We start from the raw sequence: 19,411 nt of genomic DNA, 5'->3' as shown, positions 1-19,411 counted from the left end.
CCGCGGGTACGGCTGAGCCCGCCTGAGATGATCGAGAGAGAGCAGGCAGGATCGGGCCGATGAACGTACCCCGCACCAGCACCAAGCCGGCGAAGCGCACCCGGGAGGTGACGCCGCTTCCGGCGACCCTGGCGCCGCTGGCGGCCGGACCGCGGATCTACAACCTGTTTCCCCTGCTGGTCGGCCGGGTCTCGGCCTGGACCGCCGAGTTGCCCCGCATCGCGGAGCTCGGCTTCGACTGGGTCTACCTCAACCCGTTCCACCAGGCCGGCGGCTCGCGCTCGCTCTACGCCGTCGCCGATCCGGACCGCCTCGACGAGCGCCTGCGCGACCTCGACGGCACGCCGGACGACGAGCAGATCCGCCGCTTCTGCGAGGCGGCGGCCGGGCACGGCCTGAAGATCATGACCGACCTGGTGGTGAACCACGCCGCCAATGACGGCAAGCTCGCCCACGAGCGCCCGGACCTGTTCGTGCGCGACGAATCCGGCGCGCCGGTGAGCCCGCACGCGGTCGATCCCGACGACCCGACCAAGATCACGGTCTGGGGCGACCTCGCCGAGTTCGACTACGTCGCCTCCGGCCCGCGCACGGCGCTGACGGAACTCTGGAACGGCTACATCGCGAAGCTGCAGGGACTCGGGGTCGCGGGCTTCCGCTGCGACGCCGCCTACAAGGTGCCTCCGGACGTGTGGCGCAGCCTGATCGGCGCCGCCAAGGACCGCGACCACGCCGCGCTCTTCGCTGCCGAGACCCTCGGCTGCACCTTCGAGGAGGCGCGGGCCACGGCGGAGGCCGGGTTCGACTACCTGTTCAACTCCTTCGCCTGGTGGGACCTCAAGGCGCCCTGGGCGCTGGAGCAGTACGAGCGCCTGCGCATCCTGGCGCCCTCGATCGCCTTCCCCGAGAACCACGACATGCCGCGGCTGGCGGCCTCCCTGGAAGGCGGGCGCGAGGCGATCGCCGCCGAGCTGAAGAGCCGCTACGCGCTCGCCGCCTTCTTCTCGGCCGGGGTGCTGATGCCGATCGGCTATGAATGGGGTTACGCCAAGGCCCTCCACGTCGTCGAGACGACGCCGGAGAGCCGCGAGAACGAGACCGGCATCGACATCTCGGGCTTCGTCGCGGCGGTCAACCGCCTGCGCGCCGACCTGCCGGCCGCCAATGTCGAGGGGGCGCAGTGGCGGCTCTCGGCGCCGGACGCGGCGTACGTCGCGCTGATCCGGATCGATACCGGCCATCCCGGCTCGGCCGAGAACGCCGTGATCGTGCTCCACAACCCGACCGACCGCCCCGTCGCGGTCGATCCGGCGCCGCTGATCGCCGGCACCGGCGGCGAGTTCGGACCGTTCCAGGACCTGACACCCGAGGCCTCGCCCCTCGTCTTCCGCGCCGACCAGTCGATCGGCCTGGAGCCCCGGGCGGTGCGCATCCTCGCCGCCCGCCGCATCGGCGCGGTGCGCCGGCCGCGCCGCACCACCCCGGACGGGGCGGGGCGCGTCGTCATCGAGGCGGTGAGCCCGGAGATCGACGGGGGCCGCTCGGCGATCAAGCGCGTCGTCGGCGACCAAGTCCATGTCGAGGCCGACATCTTCACCGACGGGCACGACGTCATCAACGCCGCGGTGCTCTCGCGCCTCGCCGGCGAGACCGAGTGGCGCCGCGACCCGATGCTGTTCGTCGACAACGACCGCTGGCACGGCCATTTCCCGCTCACCCGCAACGCCCGCTACGAGTACACGGTGGAGGCGTGGCGCGACGACTTCTCGTCCTGGCTGCGCGGCCTGGAGAAGAAGCGCAATGCCGGGGTCGACGTGCGCCTCGAGACCATGGAGGGCGTCGGCCTCGTCAAGCGCGCCGCCGACCTCGCCGAGGGCAGCGACGCCGCGGCGCTGAGTGCCCTCATCACCGCCCTGGAGGGCGAAGAGGCCGGATCGGCCGCGCAGCTGCACCGCCTGCTTGAGCAGACGGCGCTGATCCACCGCAACTCGGAGCGGGTGAACCTCTCGCGCTATCCGGTGGTGCTGGAGGTCTTCGCCGACCGCTTGGCTGCCCGGTTCTCGGCCTGGTACGAGATCTTCCCGCGCTCGCAATCCGGCGACCCGAACCGCCACGGCACCTTCGACGACGTCATCGCCCGGCTGCCGGAGATCCGTGAGCTCGGCTTCGACGTGCTCTACTTCACGCCGATCCACCCGATCGGCCGCACCAATCGCAAGGGCAAGAACAACTCCCTGAAGGCCAAGGAGGGCGATGTCGGCTCGGTCTACGCCGTCGGCGCCGAGGAAGGAGGCCACGAGGCGGTGCATCCGGAACTGGGCACCCTCGACGACTTCCGACGCCTCGTCGCGGCGAGCCACGCCCACGGCATGGAGGTGGCGCTCGATTTCGCGATCCAGTGCTCGCCGGATCATCCCTGGATCAAGCAACACCCGGAATGGTTCGACTGGCGCCCCGACGGCAGCATCAAGTTCGCCGAGAACCCGCCGAAGAAGTACGAGGACATCGTCAACGTCGATTTCTACCGCGAGGGTGCCTTCCCGTCGCTGTGGATCGAGCTGCGCGACATCATCGTCGGATGGGTCGAGCTGGGGGTGAAGATCTTCCGGGTCGACAACCCGCACACCAAGCCGATCCCGTTCTGGGAATGGATGATCCGCGACGTCAACGATCGCTATCCGGACGTGCTCTTCCTCGCCGAGGCCTTCACCCGGCCGAAGATGATGAAGAAGCTTGCCAAGGCCGGCTTCCATCAGAGCTACACCTACTTCACCTGGCGCAACACCAAGGACGAGCTGGCGGCCTACGCGACCGAACTCGCCGGCGAGATGGGCGAGTATTACCGCCCGAACTTCTTCGCCAACACGCCGGACATCAACCCGGTCTTCCTCCAGACCAGCGGCCGACCGGGCTTCATCATCCGCGGCACGCTCGCCGCCACCCTGTCGAGCGTCTACGGCATCTATAACGGCTTCGAATTGTGCGACGCCGCCCCGGTGCCCGGCAAGGAGGAGTACCTCGATTCCGAGAAGTACGAGCTGAAGGCCTGGGACTATTACCGCCCCGGCAACATCCGCGACCACATCATCGCGTTGAACCGCATCCGGCGCGAGAATCCGGCCCTGTGGGACTTCCGCAATGTCGTCTTCACCCCGGCCTGGAACGACCAGATCCTGGCCTACCTGCGGATGACCCCGTCCGGCGACAACGCGGTGTTCTGCATGGTCAACCTCGACCCGCGCAACCGCCAGGAATGCACCTACGAGGTGCCGCTCTGGCAGTTCGGCCTGCCCGACGACGGCGCGGTCGAGGTCGAGGACCTGCTGCTCGGCTACAAGTTCGAGCTGCGCGGCAAGACCCACCGCATCGCCCTCGATCCGGCCGAGCGCCCGGTGGTGGTCTGGCGGCTTCGCCGCCCCGACCGCCTTGCGGCGCCCGGCGGCGCGTGGCAGCACGGCGGTGCCTAGCCGAGCCTGTCGCGGCGCGAGCGGACGATCCGCCCGCGCCGGCCAGGCTCATCCGAACTCTCCCCGGCGCCCCGCGTTGAGCCAACGCCATCAGCCCGGCGCCACGACCCGATCGAATGAGGCTCTGACGCGATGATCGATCGCAGCGATCCGCAATGGTACCGTGACGCCATCATCTACCAGGTCCACGTCAAGTCCTTCTTCGATGCGAACAACGACGGCATCGGCGATTTCGACGGCCTGACCGCGAAGCTGGACTACATCCGCGATCTCGGCGTCACGGCGATCTGGGTGATGCCGTTCTATCCCTCGCCGCTGCGCGACGACGGCTACGACATCGCGGATTACCGCGACATCAATCAATCCTACGGCACGATGGACCAGTTCCGCACCTTCGTGGACGAGGCCCATGCCCGCGGCCTGCGCGTCATCACCGAGCTCGTCATCAACCACACCTCGGACCAGCATCCCTGGTTCCAGCAGGCCCGCAACGCCCCGAAGGATTCGGAGTGGCGCGACTTCTACGTCTGGTCGGACACTGACGAGAAGTACACCGACACCCGCATCATCTTCCTCGACACCGAGGCCTCGAACTGGACCTGGGACCCGGTCGCCAAGGCGTATTACTGGCACCGCTTCTACTCGCACCAGCCCGACCTGAACTTCGACAATCCGAAGGTTCTCGAGGCGGTGATCGAGGTGATGCGCTACTGGCTCGACATGGGGGTGGACGGGCTGCGCCTCGACGCGATTCCCTACCTGATCGAGCGCGACGGCACGAACTGCGAGAATCTCCCTGAGACCCACACGGTCATCAAGAAGATCCGTGCCGCCCTCGACGAATCCTATCCCGACCGGATGCTGCTCGCCGAGGCCAACCAGTGGCCGGAGGAGACCGCGCAGTATTTCGGCGAGGGCGACGAATGTCACATGGCGTTCCACTTCCCGCTGATGCCGCGGATGTACATGGCGATCGCGCAGGAGGACCGGCACCCGATCACCGACATCATGCGGCAGACGCCGGAGATCCCTGAGGGCTGCCAGTGGGCGATCTTCCTGCGCAACCATGACGAGCTGACGCTCGAGATGGTGACCGACAAGGAGCGCGACTACCTCTGGAGCTTCTACGCCGCCGACCGGCGCGCCCGCATCAACCTCGGCATCCGCCGCCGCCTCGCGCCCCTGCTCGAGAACGACCGGCGCAAGATCGAGCTGATGAAGTTCCTGGTCCTCTCGATGCCCGGCACCCCGGTGCTGTATTACGGCGACGAGATCGGGATGGGCGACAACATCTATCTCGGCGACCGCGACGGCGTGCGCACGCCGATGCAGTGGTCGCCCGACCGCAACGGCGGCTTCTCCCGCTCCGACCCGGCCCGGCTGTTCCTGCCGACGATCCAGGACCCGATCTACGGCTTCGACGCGGTCAACGTCGAGGCGCAGGCGCGCGCCCAGACCAGCCTGCTCAACTGGACCCGGCGGATGATCGCGATCCGCAACAACCACGTCTCGCTCGGGCGCGGCGGTCTTCGCTTCCTCTATCCGGACAACCGCAAGGTGCTCGCCTGGATTCGCGAGCACGATAACGAGCGCGTCTTGTGCGTCGCCAACCTGTCGCGGGCGCCGCAGGCGGTGCAGCTCGACCTGTCGGACCTGCGCACCGCGGTGCCGGTCGAGCTCACCGGCGGCACCTCGTTCCCGCCGATCGGCGACCTGCCGTACCTGCTCACCATGCCGGCCTACGGCTTCTACTGGTTCTCGCTCTCGACCGCGAATGCCGGCACGATGGGCCCGCAGCCCGAGGCGCCGGAGCTGTTCACGCTGGTGCTGACCGGCGGCGTCGAGACCCTGATGCGGGGCCGCGAGCGGCAGGCCTTCGAGCGCACCGTGGCGCCGCGCTTCATCGGTTCGCGGCGCTGGTTCGGCGCCAAGGGCACGCGCATCCGCGGGGTCGAGGTGGTCGACAGCGCGATCCTGCCGGCTCTGAGCGGTACCGGCGGCTTCCTGCTGCCGCGAATCGCGGTCTCGCTCGCCAATGGCGAGACCCAGGACTACTTCGTGCCGCTCGCCGCCGACGAAGGCCGCGAGGACGAGTCGCTGATGGACCACGCGGTCGCCCGGGTGCGCCGGGGCCCGCGGATGGGCCTTCTCTACGGCGCCGCCTCCTCGCCCGACTTCGCCCTCGCGATGGTCGACGCGATGCGTCACGGCCGCGAGATCCCGTCCGAGAAGGGCCGGATCCGCTTCCAGGCGACCTCGCTGTTCGACCCCGAGCTGGAGCTCGACCCGGCCGATATCCGCCGGCTCTCGGCGGAGCAGAGCAACACCTCGATCGCCTTCGGCTCGCGGCTGATGCTGAAGCTGCTGCGGCGGCTGCAGCCCGGCGCGCATCCGGAGGTCGAGGTCGGCCGCTTCCTCACCGAGCAGGCCGGCTTCAAGAACACGCCGGCCCTCCTCGGCGTGGTCGAGCATGTCGGATCGGACGGCACCGCGACGGCGCTCGCCCTGCTCCAGGCCTTCGTGCGCAACCAGGGCGACGCCTGGACGCTGATGCTCGAATACCTCCGGCGCGACCTCGACACGATCGTGCTGGTGCCCGAGAGCGAGGCGCACTCGCCGGAGGAGACCTTCGCCACCCACCTGCGCTGGGCGGGGCTACTCGGTCAGCGCACCGCCGAGATGCACAAGGCGCTCGCGATCGAGACCGACGACGCGGCCTTCGCCGCCGAGCCGTTCACGGCAGAGGATCTGTCCGCCCTCGCCGCCGACACCCGTCGGCAGGCCGAGAAGGCGCTCCGGGCCTGCGGCGGCTTGGGCTTCACGGCGCCCGAGAGCGCCCAGGAGGCGGCCGCCGCGATCGTCGCCGCCAAGGCGGAGATCGAGGCGCTGATCGCGTCACTGAGCCGGGAGGCTCCGGAGGGCGCCCACCGCACCCGCATCCACGGCGACTACCATCTCGGCCAGGTGCTCGCCTCGCAAGACGACCTCATCATCGTCGATTTCGAGGGCGAGCCGTCACGGCCGGTGGACGAGCGCCGGGCGAAGTCGACGCCCCTGCGCGACGTCGCCGGCATCCTGCGCTCGTTCGCCTATGGCGGCGAGACCGTGACCCGCGAGGTCTCCTCGCGCTTCGCCGAGGCCGGCGAGCGGGCGAAGACCGCCGTGGCAGCGTGGCGTGCGATGGTGAGCGGCGCCTTCCTGGAGGCCTACGCCGCCACCGTGCAGGGCAGCCGCGCCGCCGTGACGGACGAAGGCACCCACGACCGCCTGCTGCGGCTCTGCCTGCTGCAGAAGGCGCTCTACGAGATCGATTACGAGGCCAACAACCGCCCGGACTGGATCGAGATTCCAGCCCGCGGCGTGCTGGCCATCCTGGCCGACCAGAAAGGGGCGTGACCCATGGACGACGAGACCCGCGCCCGGAAACCGGCCGCTCGCCGGCACCAGACCGACCGCAACCTTGAGACGAGCGTGACCGAGACCACGAAGAGCAAGAAGAAGGGCGGCAAGGGCGCGACGGTGAAGGCCGCCCTCGTGGCGCCGGTCACCGCGAAGGCGAAGGGCAAGCAGGCCGCGCTGCCCGGCAAGGCCAAGACGTCCGGTTCCAAGAAACCCGTCTCGCTGCGCGTCGCCGCCATGCAGGCAGCCGCCTCGCCGCGCGTCTCCGGGCCGGCGCCGACCCGCCCGGCGCGGCCGCCGGTGCCGGGCCGCGCCTACGCGGTCCACCCCGACGCCGTCGAGGCGATCATGCGGGCCGAGCACGGCGACCCCTTCGCGGTGCTCGGCCCCCACGAGACCGGCGAGGGCCAGTGGGAGGTGCGCGCGGTGCTGCCGGAGGCCCGCGCGGCCACGGTGGTGATCGGCGAGACCCGCGTCCCTATGGAACGGCGCCACCCGGCCGGCTTCTTCGTCGGGAGCTTCTCCTACCCGCAGCGGCCCGACTACCGGATCGCGGTCGAGGGCTGGGACAACACCGAGCGCACCCGGCGCGACCCCTACGAGTACGGCGCGACCCTGACCCAGCAGGAGATCGGCCTCCTGCGCGACGTCGGCAACGACGCGGTGCACCGGGTGCTGGGGGCGCAGGCGGTCGAGATCGGCGGCACCCCGGGCTTCCGCTTCGCGGTCTGGGCGCCGAACGCCCGCCGGGTCTCGGTCGTCGGCGACTTCAACGACTGGGACGGCCGGCGCCACCCGATGCGGCTGTGGCAGGATGGCGGCGTCTGGGAGCTGTTCATTCCCGAATTGAAGAAGGGCGGGCACTACAAGTTCGAGATCCGCGGGCCCGACGGCGCGCTCCTGCCGCTCAAGGCCGATCCGGTCGCCTTCGCGGCGCAGCAGCCGCCCGAGACCGCCTCGCGCCTCGAGGGCCTGCCGTCGCCGGTCTGGCGCGACCAGGCCTGGATGCAGAGCCGCAACGCCCTCGACCACCGCCACGGCCCGATCTCGATCTACGAGGTCCATCTCGGCTCGTGGGCGCGGGTGCCGGAGGAGGGCAACCGCTATCTCACCTACCGCGAGCTCGCGGCGCGCCTGATCCCCTATGCCAAGGAGATGGGCTTCACCCATATCGAGCTCCTGCCGATCACCGAGCACCCGTTCGACGGGTCCTGGGGCTACCAGCCGGTCTCGCTCTACGCGCCGACCAGCCGCTTCGGCTCGCCGGAGGATTTCTCGGAATTCGTCAACGCGGCGCACGAGGCCGGGATCGGCATCCTGCTCGACTGGGTGCCGGGCCACTTCCCCCTCGACGCCCACGGCCTCGGCCAGTTCGACGGCACCCATCTCTACGAGCATGCCGACCCGCGCCAGGGCTTCCACCAGGACTGGGGCACCTACATCTACAATTTCGGGCGCATCGAGGTCTCGGCGTTCCTGGCCTCCAACGCCCGGTTCTGGCTCGAGCACTACCACCTCGACGGTTTGCGGGTCGATGCGGTGGCGTCGATGCTCTACCTCGACTACTCGCGTCGGGCGGGCGAGTGGATCCCGAACCAGTACGGCGGCAACGAGAACCTCGACGCCATCGACTTCCTGCGCAAGACCAACGAGGCGACCTACAGTCATGCCCCCGGCACGATGACGGTGGCGGAGGAATCGACCTCCTGGCCGGGCGTCTCGCACCCGACCTATACCGGAGGCCTCGGCTTCGGCTTCAAGTGGAACATGGGGTGGATGCACGACACCCTGCGCTTCATCTCGAAGGAACCAGTGCATCGCCGCTACCACCACCACGACCTGACCTTCGGGCTGCTCTACGCCTTCTCGGAGAACTTCATCCTGCCCCTGTCCCACGACGAGGTGGTGCACGGGAAGGGCTCGCTGCTCGGCAAGATGCCGGGCGACCGCTGGCAGAAATTCGCGAATTTGCGCGCCTATTTCGGCTTCATGTGGGGGCATCCGGGCAAGAAGCTCCTGTTCATGGGCGGCGAGTTCGGCCAGGAGAAGGAGTGGAACCACAACCAGAGCCTGGACTGGCACCTGCTGGACGATCCGTTCCACGCCGGCCTCAAGGCGCTGGTGCGCGACCTCAACCACCTCTACGCCGCCACTCCGGCGCTCTATGAGCGCGACACGGAGGCGGCCGGGTTCCAGTGGCTGGTCTCGGACGACGCCGAGAACAACGTCATCGCCTGGGCCCGCAAGGGCCGGGAGCCGGGCGAGATCGCGATCGTGGTCTCGAACTTCACGCCGGTGGTACGCCACGGCTACCGCATCGGCGTGCCGATGCCCGGCCATTACCGCGAGGCGTTCAACTCGGATGCCGAGGGCTATGGCGGCAGCAATGTCGGCAATTACGGCGGGGTCGATGCGGTGGCGGAAGCCTCGCACGGGCAATCCTGCTCGCTGACCCTGTCGCTGCCCCCGCTCGCGACGCTGATCCTGGTGCGGCAGGGCTGAGACTTGCCCGACCGGCGCGGCCCCGCGGGGTCGCGCCGGTCGGAGATCGTGGTGCGGACCCGAATTGCTTTCCGCTCCGGCCTACGACGGCCCGCGTCGCGGCCCATGCCGATACCAGGGGGTTGGCAACACTCCTGCCAGTTGACCGAGCCCGTTTCCCGGACGAGTGCAGCGTCGGCGCAAGGAGATCCGGGATCCAGCACGAAAAGTCGCGAAGCGTCCGTATGTCTGTAACGGTGCGTCGTACAGGGCCGCCTCGCAGCACTTCCTCTGCTGGATGCCGGATCTCCCTCCACTTCGTTTCGCTCGTCCGGGAAAGGGGCGTGGGTTGCGACTGAGGATGCGCCTGCACGCATGACCCTGGTTCACCGTCGTGCACCATTCTGGCTTGCGCCCGGCCGTTCCGCTTGTCATGGCTCGGTCTCCCGTTTCGTCCGGTGAGACCCCGCATGACCGTCCCGCCCCTGCCCGACACGATGCCGCCGGTGAGCCGCGAGGCGGCCGGGGTGCTGCCGAGCGGCATCGGCGAGCTCGTGGCCTACGGCGTCGAGCGGCCCGGCCTGATCCCGCTCTGGGTCGGGGAGGGCGACCGGCCGACGCCGGCCTTCATCGGCGAGGCGGCGCAGCGGGCCCTTCGCGACGGCGCCACCTTCTACACCCGGATGCTCGGCATCCCGGCCCTGCGCGAGGCCCTGGCCGAGTACGTCTCGCGGCTCTACGGCGATCCCGTCGGGCCGGAGCGGTTCTTCGTGACGGTGGGGGGCATGCACGCCTTCCACACCGCGATCCGCATCGCCGCCGAGCCCGGCGACGAGGTGGTGCTGCCGACGCCGACCTGGTCGAACTTCTTCGGCGCGGTCGCGATGCAGGGCGCGCGCCCGGTCCCGGTGCCGATGCAGTTCGATGCGACGGACGGCTGGAGCCTCGACATCGCCCGGATCGCGGCGGCGATCACCCCGCGCACCCGCGCCATCGTCCTCAACACCCCGGCGAACCCGACCGGCTGGGTCGCGACCCGGGCCGACCTCGAGGCGGTGCTGACGATTGCCCGGCGGCATCGCCTGTGGATCGTCGCCGACGAGATCTACGGCCGGTTCTGCTTCGACCCGGCCCATGCCGAACTCGGCCGGGCGCCGTCGATCCGCGACGTCTGGCAGCCCGAGGACCGCGACCGGGTGCTGTTCGTCCAGACCTTCTCCAAGAACTGGGCGATGACCGGCTGGCGGGTCGGCTGGCTCGAAGGACCCGCGTCGATCGGGCGGATCGTCGACGGGCTCGTCCTCTACGGCACGTCCGGCGTCGCCACCTTCCTGCAGCACGCCGCCGTCACGGCGATCCGGGAAGGGGAATCGCTGATCGCCGAGCAGGTGGCGCAGGCCCGCGCCGGGCGGGCCATCGTCTGCGACGCCTTGCGCGCGGTGCCGGGCGTCGAGCTGCCGGCCCCGCCCGGCGCGTTCTACGCCTTCCCGCGGGTGCCGGCCGAGCCGGAGGACATCTGCCTCGCCAAGCGCATCGTCGACGAGGCCAATGTCGGGCTCGCCCCCGGCTCGGCCTTCGGTCCCGGCGGCGAGGGATTCTTGCGGCTCTGCTTCGCCCGCTCCGCCGCCGATCTCACCGAGGCGATGCGCCGGATGGTGCCGGTGCTGACCCCGCGGTGACGGCCGACGTTAGCGCTTGCGCACGAACTCCGTGCGCAGCACCAGGCCCTTGATCGCGTCGTGGCGGCAATCGATCTCGTCGTCGCTGTCGGTGAGGCGGATCGAGCGGATCACCGTGCCCTGCTTGAGGGTCTGGTTCGCGCCCTTGACCTTCAGGTCCTTGATCAGGGTGACGGAGTCGCCGTCGCTCAGGAGGTTGCCGGAGGCATCGCGCACCTCCCGGGTCGCGGCCGCCTTCATCTCGCCGGCGGGGCGCCACTCGCCCGTCGCCTCGTCGTACACGTAATCGTCGTCGCTGCCCGTCACGCCGGTCCATCCTCCATTGCGCGGGCGTTGTCGCCGGCCGGGGCCGTGTCCCGCAAGGGGCCGACGCTCAGATAACCGGCAGGCCGCGCTGCTTGGCCTCCTCGGCGGGCTCGACGTGGATCGTCACCACGGCCCCCTCCACTGCGCCCTCGATCGCCGCCTCGAGCCGGTCGCAGATCGCATGCGATTCCGCCACCGTCATCTCGCCCGGCACCACGAGGTGGAAATCGATGAAGGTGACCTGGCCGGCATGGCGGGTGCGCACGTCGTGGGCCTCCAGCGCGCCCTCGCCGTGCTCGGAGATCAGCCGGCGGATCTGCGTCACCATCTCGGCCGGGGCCGCCTGGTCCATCAGGCCGCTCACCGAGTCGCGCACCATGGCGCCGCCCGACCACAGGATGTTGAGCGCCACCACCACGGCGATGACCGGATCGAGGATCGCCCAGCCGGTCGCCGTGGCAAGCCCCAGCCCGATCAGCACGCCGCCGGAGGTGACCACGTCGGCCAGCACGTGCTTGCCGTCCGCCACCAGGGCCGGCGAGCGCCAGTCGCGACCGCGTCGGACCAGCATCACGCCCCAGACCAGGTTGATCACCGTGGCGACACCGTTCACCGCGACGCCGACCAGCGGCGCGTCGAGAGTCTTGGGCGCCTGGAGCGCGTCGTAGGCGTCGCGCAGGATCACCACCGCGGCGACGATGATCAGCGCGCCCTCGATCACCGCCGAGAAGTACTCGGCCTTGTGGTGGCCGTAGGGGTGGTTCTGGTCGGCAGGCTGGGCGGCGACGCGAAGCGCCACGAACGCGGTCATCGCCGCCACCACGTTGATGATGCTCTCGAGGGCATCCGAATAGAGCGCGAGGCTCCCGGTGATCCACCAGGCGCCGAACTTGAGGGCGAGCACCAAGAGCCCGACCCCGGCGCTGGCGAGGGCGGCGGCTTGCGCACGTTCCATGACGATGTTCCGAGAGGCTTGGTCGTGACCGCGTTGCGGGACGGATCCGCTGCGGCGCGGCGCCGCTCCCATAAGGCGGCGTGTCCTGGAAGGCCACGGCACATGTCATAGCCCGGGCTATGTGCGCCTTCCGAACTCCCGCGGCGCATCCGACGCTCGGGGGGATCGCGGGACGCACCGCGCGCAGGCAGGGCGCGGAACCTTGGCGCGACCCCGCGCATTGCCTGTTTCATGAGCATCGCCTTCGTTCGCGAGAAGGAGGGCGGGGAGGCCTTCGAGGATCTCCCCGACCGTCCCGTCTCCCCGCACCCGAACTTCGTCACGCCGGAGGGCCTCGCCCTGATCGACGCCGAGCTGGACCGGCTGCACATCGAGCATGCCGGCCTGTCGCCCGACGACAAGGCGAACATGGCGCGGGTGAACCGCGACCTGCGCTACTGGACCGCCCGGCGCAACTCGGCGCAGGTGGTGGAGCAGCCGCCCGGCGACACGGTGCATTTCGGCTCGACGATCACCATCGCGCGCGAGGACGGGACGAAGCAGACCTTCCGCATCGTCGGCGAGGACGAATCCGACCCCGCCAAGGGCACGCTCGCCTACGTGGCGCCGCTCGCCCGGGCGCTGACCGGCAAGCAGGCCGGTGACACCGTCACGGTGGCGGGTCACGAGGTCGAGATCGTCTCGGTCCGCTGACCCGGCACACGCCCCTCGATCAGGTCGCGCTCGCGGGCGATGGCGTCGCCGACGAAGTCGAGGAAGGCCCGCACCCGGGCGGCCCGGCGCAGGTCCGGATGGGTGAGGAGCCAGAGCCCGGCGGCGAGGTCGGGCTCCGGTCCCGAGAGCCGCACGAGGCTCGGGCGGCGGTCGCCGATGACGCAGGGCAGGGGGCCGATGCCGATCCCGGCCTCCACCGCGTCCGCCAGGCCCTGCACGGTGTCGAGGCGCAGCACGATGCGCTCAGGGTCGGTGCGCTCCTGCACGTAGCGTGCAGCGGACGCTGCCCCGAGGCGGGGCGCCGGCGAGACCCAGCGCTGCTCGCCGAGGGGGATGTCCCGGTCGAGGCCGGCCCGGCCGTAGAGCGCCCAGGCGATGGTGGCGAGGCGGCGCCCCACCAGCGTGTCGGGCGGGTCGTTGGTGGCGCGGAGCGCCACGTCCGCGTCGCGCTTGGCGAGATTGAGAGCCTGCTCCGACACCACCACGTCGAGGCGCACCTCCGGGCAGCGGGCGCAGAACGCCGCGAGGATCGGTGTCAGCAGGCCGGTGAGGAGCGAGGCCGCGGTGGTGATGCGGAGTTCGCCTGCGGGACTCAGGCCCTGGCCCTCGATCCGGCGGGTGAAGGCCAGCACCTCCTCCTCCATCCGGGCGGCGATGCGGGCCATCTCCTCGGCGGCCGGTGTCGGCACGTAGCCGGTGCGGTGGCGCTCGAAGAGCGGCGTGCGCAGGGCCGCCTCGATCTGGCCGAGGCGCCGGAAGGCGGTGGAGTGGTTGATGCCGAGCCGCTCGGCGGCCTGGGTCAGGCCGCGCTGGTCGGAGATGGCCTTCACCAGCCGGAAATCGTCCCAGGTGAGGGCGGCGGTCACGCGATCGAACTCCTGACCTTGCATGCGTGCAAGCGCGAGCTTGCATCATAGGCCATTTCCGATGGCTCCGCGATCCACGATGGTCCGCACCTCGAACAGACGGGAGATCACGCGATGGCGAAGGTTCTGGTCCTCTACTACTCGACCTACGGCCATATCGAGCAGATGGCCTACGCGGTGGCCGAGGGCGTCCGGGAGGCCGGCGCCGAGGCCGTGGTCAAGCGGGTACCCGAGCTGGTGCCGGAGGAGATCGCCCGCAACTCGCATTACAAGCTCGACCAGGCGGCGCCGATCGCCACCGTCGACGAGTTGCCGACCTACGACGCGATCATCGTCGGCACGCCGACCCGCTACGGCAACATGGCCTCGCAGATGAAGAACTTCATCGATCAGACCGGCGGCCTGTGGGCGAAGGGCGCCCTCGTCGGCAAGGTCGGCGCGGTCTTCACCTCCACGGCCTCGCAGCATGGCGGCCAGGAATCCACGATCCTGAGCGTCCACACCGTGCTGCTGCATCTGGGGCTCGTGGTCGTCGGCCTGCCCTACAGCTTCCAGGGCCAGCTCGGCACCGCCGAGGTGATGGGCAACTCGCCCTACGGCGCGTCGACCATCGCGGGCGGCGACGGCAGCCGCCAGCCGAGCGCGGTCGAGCTGGAGGGCGCCCGCTTCCAGGGCCGTCACGTCGCCGGCATCGCGGCGAAGCTCGCCCGGTAACGCTCCGGCCAAAGAAAAAGGCCCAGCGCAGCTGGGCCTCTGAGGCGGAAGGTCGATGGGGGCTTAGGTGACCTTCTAGGCCCAACCAACGCGGGTCCTGCGGGGTGGGTTCCGCGGGATCCGCAAAAATTTTCCAGCCCTCGCTCAGCGCGGCGCAGCGGCGCGAGCCAAGCGATCGCGGATCGCCTCGCCGAGGCCGTCCGCCGGGATCGGCGCCACCGCGATCGTCGCCGGTCCGGCGGCGTCGAGGCGGCGCAGATGGGCGAAGAGGTGGGCGGCCGCCTCCGCAAGGTCGCCTGACGGGCTGAGATTCAGGGAAACGGCCGCGTCGTCGAACCCGTCCGGCGCGACGGGGCCGAACAGCAGGGCGGCCTCGCCGGGCCGGATCCGCGTCGCGTCGAGGCGCACCGTCGCGCGGGGCGCGTAATGCGAGGCAAGGAGGCCCGGGGAGACCGGCGCCGCCCCGTCCGACGCGCTCGGCAGGGCCAGCTCCCGGCCCAAGACCCGCTCGATCGCGTCGCGCGGCACGCCGCCCGGGCGCAGCAGCACCGGTGGACCGTCGAGGCAGGCGACGATGGTCGATTCGACCCCGACCGGGCAGGGCCCGCCGTCGAGAACCGCCGCGATCCGGCCGTCGAGGTCGCCGAGCACGTGATCGACCTCCGTCGGGCTGACCCGCCCCGAGCGGTTGGCCGAGGGTGCCGCCACCGGGCAGCCCGCCGCCGCCAGCACCTCCCGGGCGAGGGCGCTGCCCGGCACCCGGAGCGCGACGCTCGGCAACCCCGCCCGGGCGAGGTCGCAGACGCGGGCCGTATCGGCCGCCGGCACCACCAGGGTGAGGGGGCCGGGCCAGAACGCCTCCGCCAGCCGCAGGGCCTCCGGGCCGAAATCCCCCTCGCGCCGGGCCGCCGCGAGGTCGGGCAGGTGGGCGATCAGAGGGTTGAACCGCGGCCGCTCCTTGGCGGCGTAGATCCCCGCCACGGCCGCCGGATCGCTCGCATCGGCCCCGAGGCCGTAGACGGTCTCCGTGGGGATCGCCACCAGCCGTCCGGCGCGCAGCAGGGCACCGGCCTCACTGACGCCCGCGTCATCGGCGGCGAGGCGGCGGGTCGGCATTGACCCGCGATCATCGTTCACGTCTAAACTATCCGTCACCATGCCGCCGGCCGTAGCGTCGGCGGCCGCTGCACGTCAAATCCAAAGGGTGGCTCCCGGGGGCCCGCGCGGCGGGCCCGTCCGGAAAAGCCGCCGAACCGCTCTGTCGGGAGGAGCCCTCGATGACCTATCGCGCGCCCGTGGCCGAGATGGCCTTCACCCTCCGGCACGTCGCCGGGCTCGACCGCGCCATCGCGGAGGGCCTGCACGGCGATCTCTCGGACGACCTCGTCGACACCATCCTGGAGGAGGCCGGCCGCTTCGCCAACGACGTGGTGGCGCCGCTCAACAAAGTCGGCGACCGTCACGGCACCCCGCTCAAGGACGGCGTGGTCACCATGCCGCCGGGCTACCGCGAGGCTTACCGCGCCTGGACCGAGGGCGGCTGGAACGCCCTGCCGGGCCCGGTCGAGTATGGCGGCCAGGGCTTGCCGGTGCTGCTCAACGCCGCCTGCATCGAGATGTGGAACTCCGCCGCGATGGCCTTCGGCCTCGGACCGCTGCTCACCGCCGGCGGCGTCGAGGCGCTGAGCCGGCACGGCAGCGAGGAGCTGCGCGCCCGCTACCTCGAGAAGCTGGTCTCGGGCGAGTGGACCGCCACCATGAACCTGACCGAGCCGCAGGCCGGCTCGGACCTCTCGGTGATGCGCACCCGGGCCGAGCCCGTGGGCGACGGCCTCTACCGGATCTCGGGCGAGAAGATCTACATCACCTGGGGCGAGCACGACCTCACCGACAACATCGTGCACCTGGTGCTGGCGCGGCTCCCCGACGCGCCCGCCGGCACCCGCGGCATCTCGCTGTTCCTGGTGCCGAAGGTGCTGCCGGACGGGTCGCGCAACGCGCTCAAATGCGCCGGCATCGAGCACAAGCTCGGCATCCACGGCTCGCCGACCTGCACCATGGTCTACGACGGCGCCACCGGCTGGCTCGTCGGCGAGCCGAACCGGGGGCTGGCCTGCATGTTCACGATGATGAACAACGCCCGCCTCGGCGTCGGCCTCCAGGGCGTGGCGATCGCCGAGCGCGCCTACCAGCAGGCCCTCCTTTACGCCCGCGACCGCCGCCAGGGCCGGGCGAGCGCCGCGAGCGAGGGCGGCGCGAGCCCGATCATCGAGCATCCCGACGTGCAGCGCATGCTGCTCACCATGAAGGCGCTGACGGCGGCCTCCCGGGGCATCTGCTACCTGACGGCGGAAGCGATCGACCGTGCCCACCGGGCGCCGGACGAGGCGGGACGGAAGGCCGCGCAGGCCCGCGCCTCGCTGCTGACCCCGGTGGCCAAGGCGTTCTCGACCGATATCGGCATCGAGGTCGCGTCGCTCGGCATCCAGGTCCATGGCGGCATGGGCTTCGTCGAGGAGACCGGCGCCGCCCAGCACCTGCGCGACGCCCGCATCGCGGCGATCTACGAGGGCACCAACGGCATCCAGGCGATCGACCTCGTCACCCGCAAGCTGCCGCTCGACGGCGGTGGGGTGGTGCGCGGCCAGATCGGCGCGATGCGCCTCGTCGCCGAGCGGGTGCTGAAGGAGGGCGGTCCCGGTTTCGGCCACACCGCCCCGCGCCTGCGCGAGACGATCGAATCCCTCGACCGCGCGACGAGCTCCCTCCTCAAGGCCCTCGGCTCGAACCGGCCCGAGGAGGCGCTCGCCGGCGCCACCCCGTACCTGCGCCTGTTCGGCCTCGCCCAGGGCGGGGCCTGCCTGGCGCAAGCGGCGCTTGCGGCGAACGCGGCGGCGAAGGCCGGCGACGGCGATCCGGCGCATCCGGCCCGCATCGCGCTCGCCCGGTTCTTCGCCGAGAACCTCGCCACCGCGGCGCGGGGGCTGGAGGAGACGGTGACGGGGGGCGGGGGCTTCCTTCAGGATGGGGCGCTCGCGCTCGCGGGGTGAGGGGGGATGGCGCGGCGGCGTCAATCACCTCTCATCCGACGTTGCGCACACCCCACCCGACACCCTCCGCGTCATCCCGTTGTTTGGCACGATGTCGCCCGCTCGACGCTGTCTGCTTGTGAGCCTCCCATGACCGACCACGTCCGCATCACCGACGAACCCGGCGGCGTCCGCCTCGTGCGGCTCGCCCGCCCGGAGAAGAAGAACGCCCTCACGGGGGCGATGTACGACGCCATGCGCGAGGCGCTGGAGGGCGCGGACCGCGAGGATTCGGGCGTCGGCGCCGTGGTCTTCGCCGGAGCCGAGGGGGTGTTCACCGCCGGCAACGACATCGCCGACTTCGTCGCCCGGACCGAGCGGGCCTTCGGCGAGGCGCCGTCCCTCCGCTTCATCCGCCAGCTCGCCGTGACCCGCACCCCGATGGTGGCGGCGGTGGACGGGCTCGCGGTCGGGGTCGGCACCACGCTCACGCTCCATTGCGACCTCGTCTACGTGACGCCCGCCGCGACATTCCGGATGCCGTTCGTCGATCTCGGCCTGGTGCCGGAGGCGGCCTCCAGCTACCTGCTGCCGCGCCGGGTCGGCCTGCCGAAGGCGACGGAACTGCTGCTCCTCGGCGAGGCCTTCGGGGCCGACGAGGCGGTGCGGCTCGGGCTTGCCAATGCGGTCGTCCCGGCCGACGGCCTCCTCGAACACGCGCTGGCTCAAGGGGCCAAGCTCGCGGGAAAGCCCCGCCAGGCGCTGGCCGCCGCCCGCCGGCTGATCCGCGGCGACGGGGAGGCGGTGCGCGCCGCCATGGATGCGGAGGCCCAGGCCTTCGACGCGGCGCTCCGCTCGCCCGAGGCGCAAGCCGCGTTCCAGCGCTTCCTGTCCCGCGGCGCCCGGTGAGGCCCACGGGCATCCCGGACCTCTCGGGAAAGGTCTGCCTCGTCGCCGGCGCCTCGCGCGGGGTCGGCCGCGGCATCGCACGGGCGCTCGGCGAGGCCGGCGCCATTGTGGTGGTCACCGCCCGCTCCAGCGAGACGGGCCCGCGCACCGATCAGCGCAGCGAGGCTCTCGAGGACACCGCCCGGGAGATCGACCTCGCCGGCGGGCGCGGCCACCACTATCTCTGCGACCACACCCGCGAGCCCGAGGTGGACGCGATGGTGCGCTGGGTGCTGCGCCGCTTCGGCCGCATCGACGTCGCGGTGTCGAGCGTCTGGGGCGGCAACGAGGGCTATGACGGCGAGCGCTACCCCGACGGCGCCACCTGGGGCACCGCCTTCTGGCGCCGCGGCCTCGCCCCCTTGCGCCACAACCTCGAGACCGGCCCGCTCGCCGGCCTGATCCTCGCCCGGGCCGTCGCCCCCGCCATGGTCTCGGCCAAGGGCGGCCTCCTGGCGCTGGTCTCGTTCGGCACGGAGGCCTATCTCGGCGACCTGTTCTACGACCTCGCCAAAGCCGCCACCAACCGCCTCGCCCTCGCGATGGCGGAGGAGCTGAAGCCCTATGGCGTCACGGCGCTGGGTCTGGCGCCGGGCCTGGTGCGGACCGAGCGGGTGGTCGAGGCCGGCATGGCCGGGGAGGCGGGGGAGAGCGCGCTCTATGCCGGAAGGGCGCTGGCGGCGCTGGCGGGCGATCCCGGCGTCGCGGCCTTCGCGGGCCAGGTGCTGCATGCCGCCGATCTGGCGCGGGCGTATGGCTTCACCGACGAGGACGGGACGCGGCCGGAGCGGTACCGGCCGGGCGGTCCGTAGGCGCTTCCCCGAGCCGTTCGGCGGAACCGGCGCGATCTTCG

Annotated in this window: 13 protein-coding genes; 9 read left to right on the top strand and 4 right to left on the bottom strand. The window is 71.1% G+C overall.

The genetic code is table 11. The annotated features are described in order from the left end of the window. The first annotated feature begins 59 nt into the window (after positions 1-59). The 4 genes from MFF64_RS22360 (at position 60) to MFF64_RS22345 (ending at position 11,026) form a co-directional block, all read left to right on the top strand. Positions 60-3,467 carry a maltotransferase domain-containing protein gene (locus tag MFF64_RS22360; RefSeq protein WP_238192428.1) on the top strand — a complete coding sequence of 1,136 codons (3,408 nt, stop codon included), beginning with the start codon at positions 60-62 and terminating at the stop codon, positions 3,465-3,467. Between the two features lie 132 nt (positions 3,468-3,599). Next, on the top strand, positions 3,600-6,863 hold the full coding sequence (gene treS, locus MFF64_RS22355) for a maltose alpha-D-glucosyltransferase (protein WP_238192427.1): 3,264 nt from the start codon (positions 3,600-3,602) through the stop codon (positions 6,861-6,863). Between the two features lie 351 nt (positions 6,864-7,214). Then, the gene (gene glgB / locus MFF64_RS22350) at positions 7,215-9,368 is read left to right on the top strand and encodes a 1,4-alpha-glucan branching protein GlgB (RefSeq protein ID WP_238192431.1); all 2,154 of its coding nucleotides are present in this window, start codon (positions 7,215-7,217) and stop codon (positions 9,366-9,368) included. 449 nt (positions 9,369-9,817) lie between these two features. Further along, positions 9,818-11,026, top strand: a complete 1,209-nt coding sequence (locus MFF64_RS22345; RefSeq protein WP_238192426.1) for a pyridoxal phosphate-dependent aminotransferase — start codon at positions 9,818-9,820, stop codon at positions 11,024-11,026. Positions 11,027-11,035: 9 nt separating this feature from the next. Here MFF64_RS22345 and MFF64_RS22340 read toward each other — a convergent pair whose 3' ends face one another. After that, the gene (locus MFF64_RS22340; protein WP_099902224.1) at positions 11,036-11,332 is read right to left on the bottom strand and encodes an alkylphosphonate utilization protein; all 297 of its coding nucleotides are present in this window, start codon (positions 11,330-11,332) and stop codon (positions 11,036-11,038) included. 67 nt (positions 11,333-11,399) lie between these two features. Beyond that, positions 11,400-12,287 carry a cation diffusion facilitator family transporter gene (locus MFF64_RS22335; protein WP_099902226.1) on the bottom strand — a complete coding sequence of 296 codons (888 nt, stop codon included), beginning with the start codon at positions 12,285-12,287 and terminating at the stop codon, positions 11,400-11,402. A 231-nt stretch (positions 12,288-12,518) separates the two neighbouring features. Here MFF64_RS22335 and greA point away from each other — a divergent pair, with 231 nt between their 5' ends. Then, positions 12,519-12,980, top strand: coding sequence for a transcription elongation factor GreA (gene greA, locus MFF64_RS22330; RefSeq protein ID WP_238192425.1), 462 nt, complete (start codon positions 12,519-12,521; stop codon positions 12,978-12,980). Here greA and MFF64_RS22325 read toward each other — a convergent pair. Then, positions 12,950-13,867 carry a LysR family transcriptional regulator gene (locus MFF64_RS22325; protein WP_238192424.1) on the bottom strand — a complete coding sequence of 306 codons (918 nt, stop codon included), beginning with the start codon at positions 13,865-13,867 and terminating at the stop codon, positions 12,950-12,952. The genes greA and MFF64_RS22325 overlap by 31 nt on opposite strands. 114 nt (positions 13,868-13,981) lie before the next feature. On the opposite strand from MFF64_RS22325, the gene wrbA reads away from it, so the two are divergent. Beyond that, positions 13,982-14,581 carry an NAD(P)H:quinone oxidoreductase gene (wrbA, locus tag MFF64_RS22320; RefSeq protein ID WP_238192423.1) on the top strand — a complete coding sequence of 200 codons (600 nt, stop codon included), beginning with the start codon at positions 13,982-13,984 and terminating at the stop codon, positions 14,579-14,581. A gap of 144 nt (positions 14,582-14,725) precedes the next feature. Here the strand turns inward: wrbA and MFF64_RS22315 are convergent, their stop codons facing one another. After that, positions 14,726-15,718: an L-threonylcarbamoyladenylate synthase gene (locus tag MFF64_RS22315; RefSeq protein ID WP_438823089.1), complete on the bottom strand. Its 993-nt coding sequence runs from the start codon at positions 15,716-15,718 to the stop codon at positions 14,726-14,728. Between the two features lie 140 nt (positions 15,719-15,858). Here MFF64_RS22315 and MFF64_RS22310 point away from each other — a divergent pair, with 140 nt between their 5' ends. The 3 genes from MFF64_RS22310 (at position 15,859) to MFF64_RS22300 (ending at position 19,370) form a co-directional block, all read left to right on the top strand. Beyond that, a complete protein-coding gene (locus MFF64_RS22310) occupies positions 15,859-17,631 on the top strand; it encodes an acyl-CoA dehydrogenase family protein (protein WP_238192421.1) in 1,773 nt (590 codons plus the stop codon). Between the two features lie 129 nt (positions 17,632-17,760). Further along, entirely contained in the window at positions 17,761-18,519 is a 759-nt protein-coding gene (locus tag MFF64_RS22305) for an enoyl-CoA hydratase-related protein (RefSeq protein ID WP_238192420.1), read from the top strand. After that, complete coding sequence (locus MFF64_RS22300) at positions 18,516-19,370, top strand: SDR family NAD(P)-dependent oxidoreductase (protein ID WP_099901866.1); 855 nt, start codon at positions 18,516-18,518, stop codon at positions 19,368-19,370. Before MFF64_RS22305 ends, MFF64_RS22300 begins: the two co-directional genes overlap by 4 nt. Positions 19,371-19,411: the final 41 nt, after the last annotated feature.

This window comes from Methylobacterium frigidaeris, from assembly GCF_022179185.1.
In the GTDB taxonomy this organism is placed as follows: domain Bacteria; phylum Pseudomonadota; class Alphaproteobacteria; order Rhizobiales; family Beijerinckiaceae; genus Methylobacterium; species Methylobacterium frigidaeris.
This window is presented reverse-complemented; position numbering and strand designations above follow the sequence as displayed.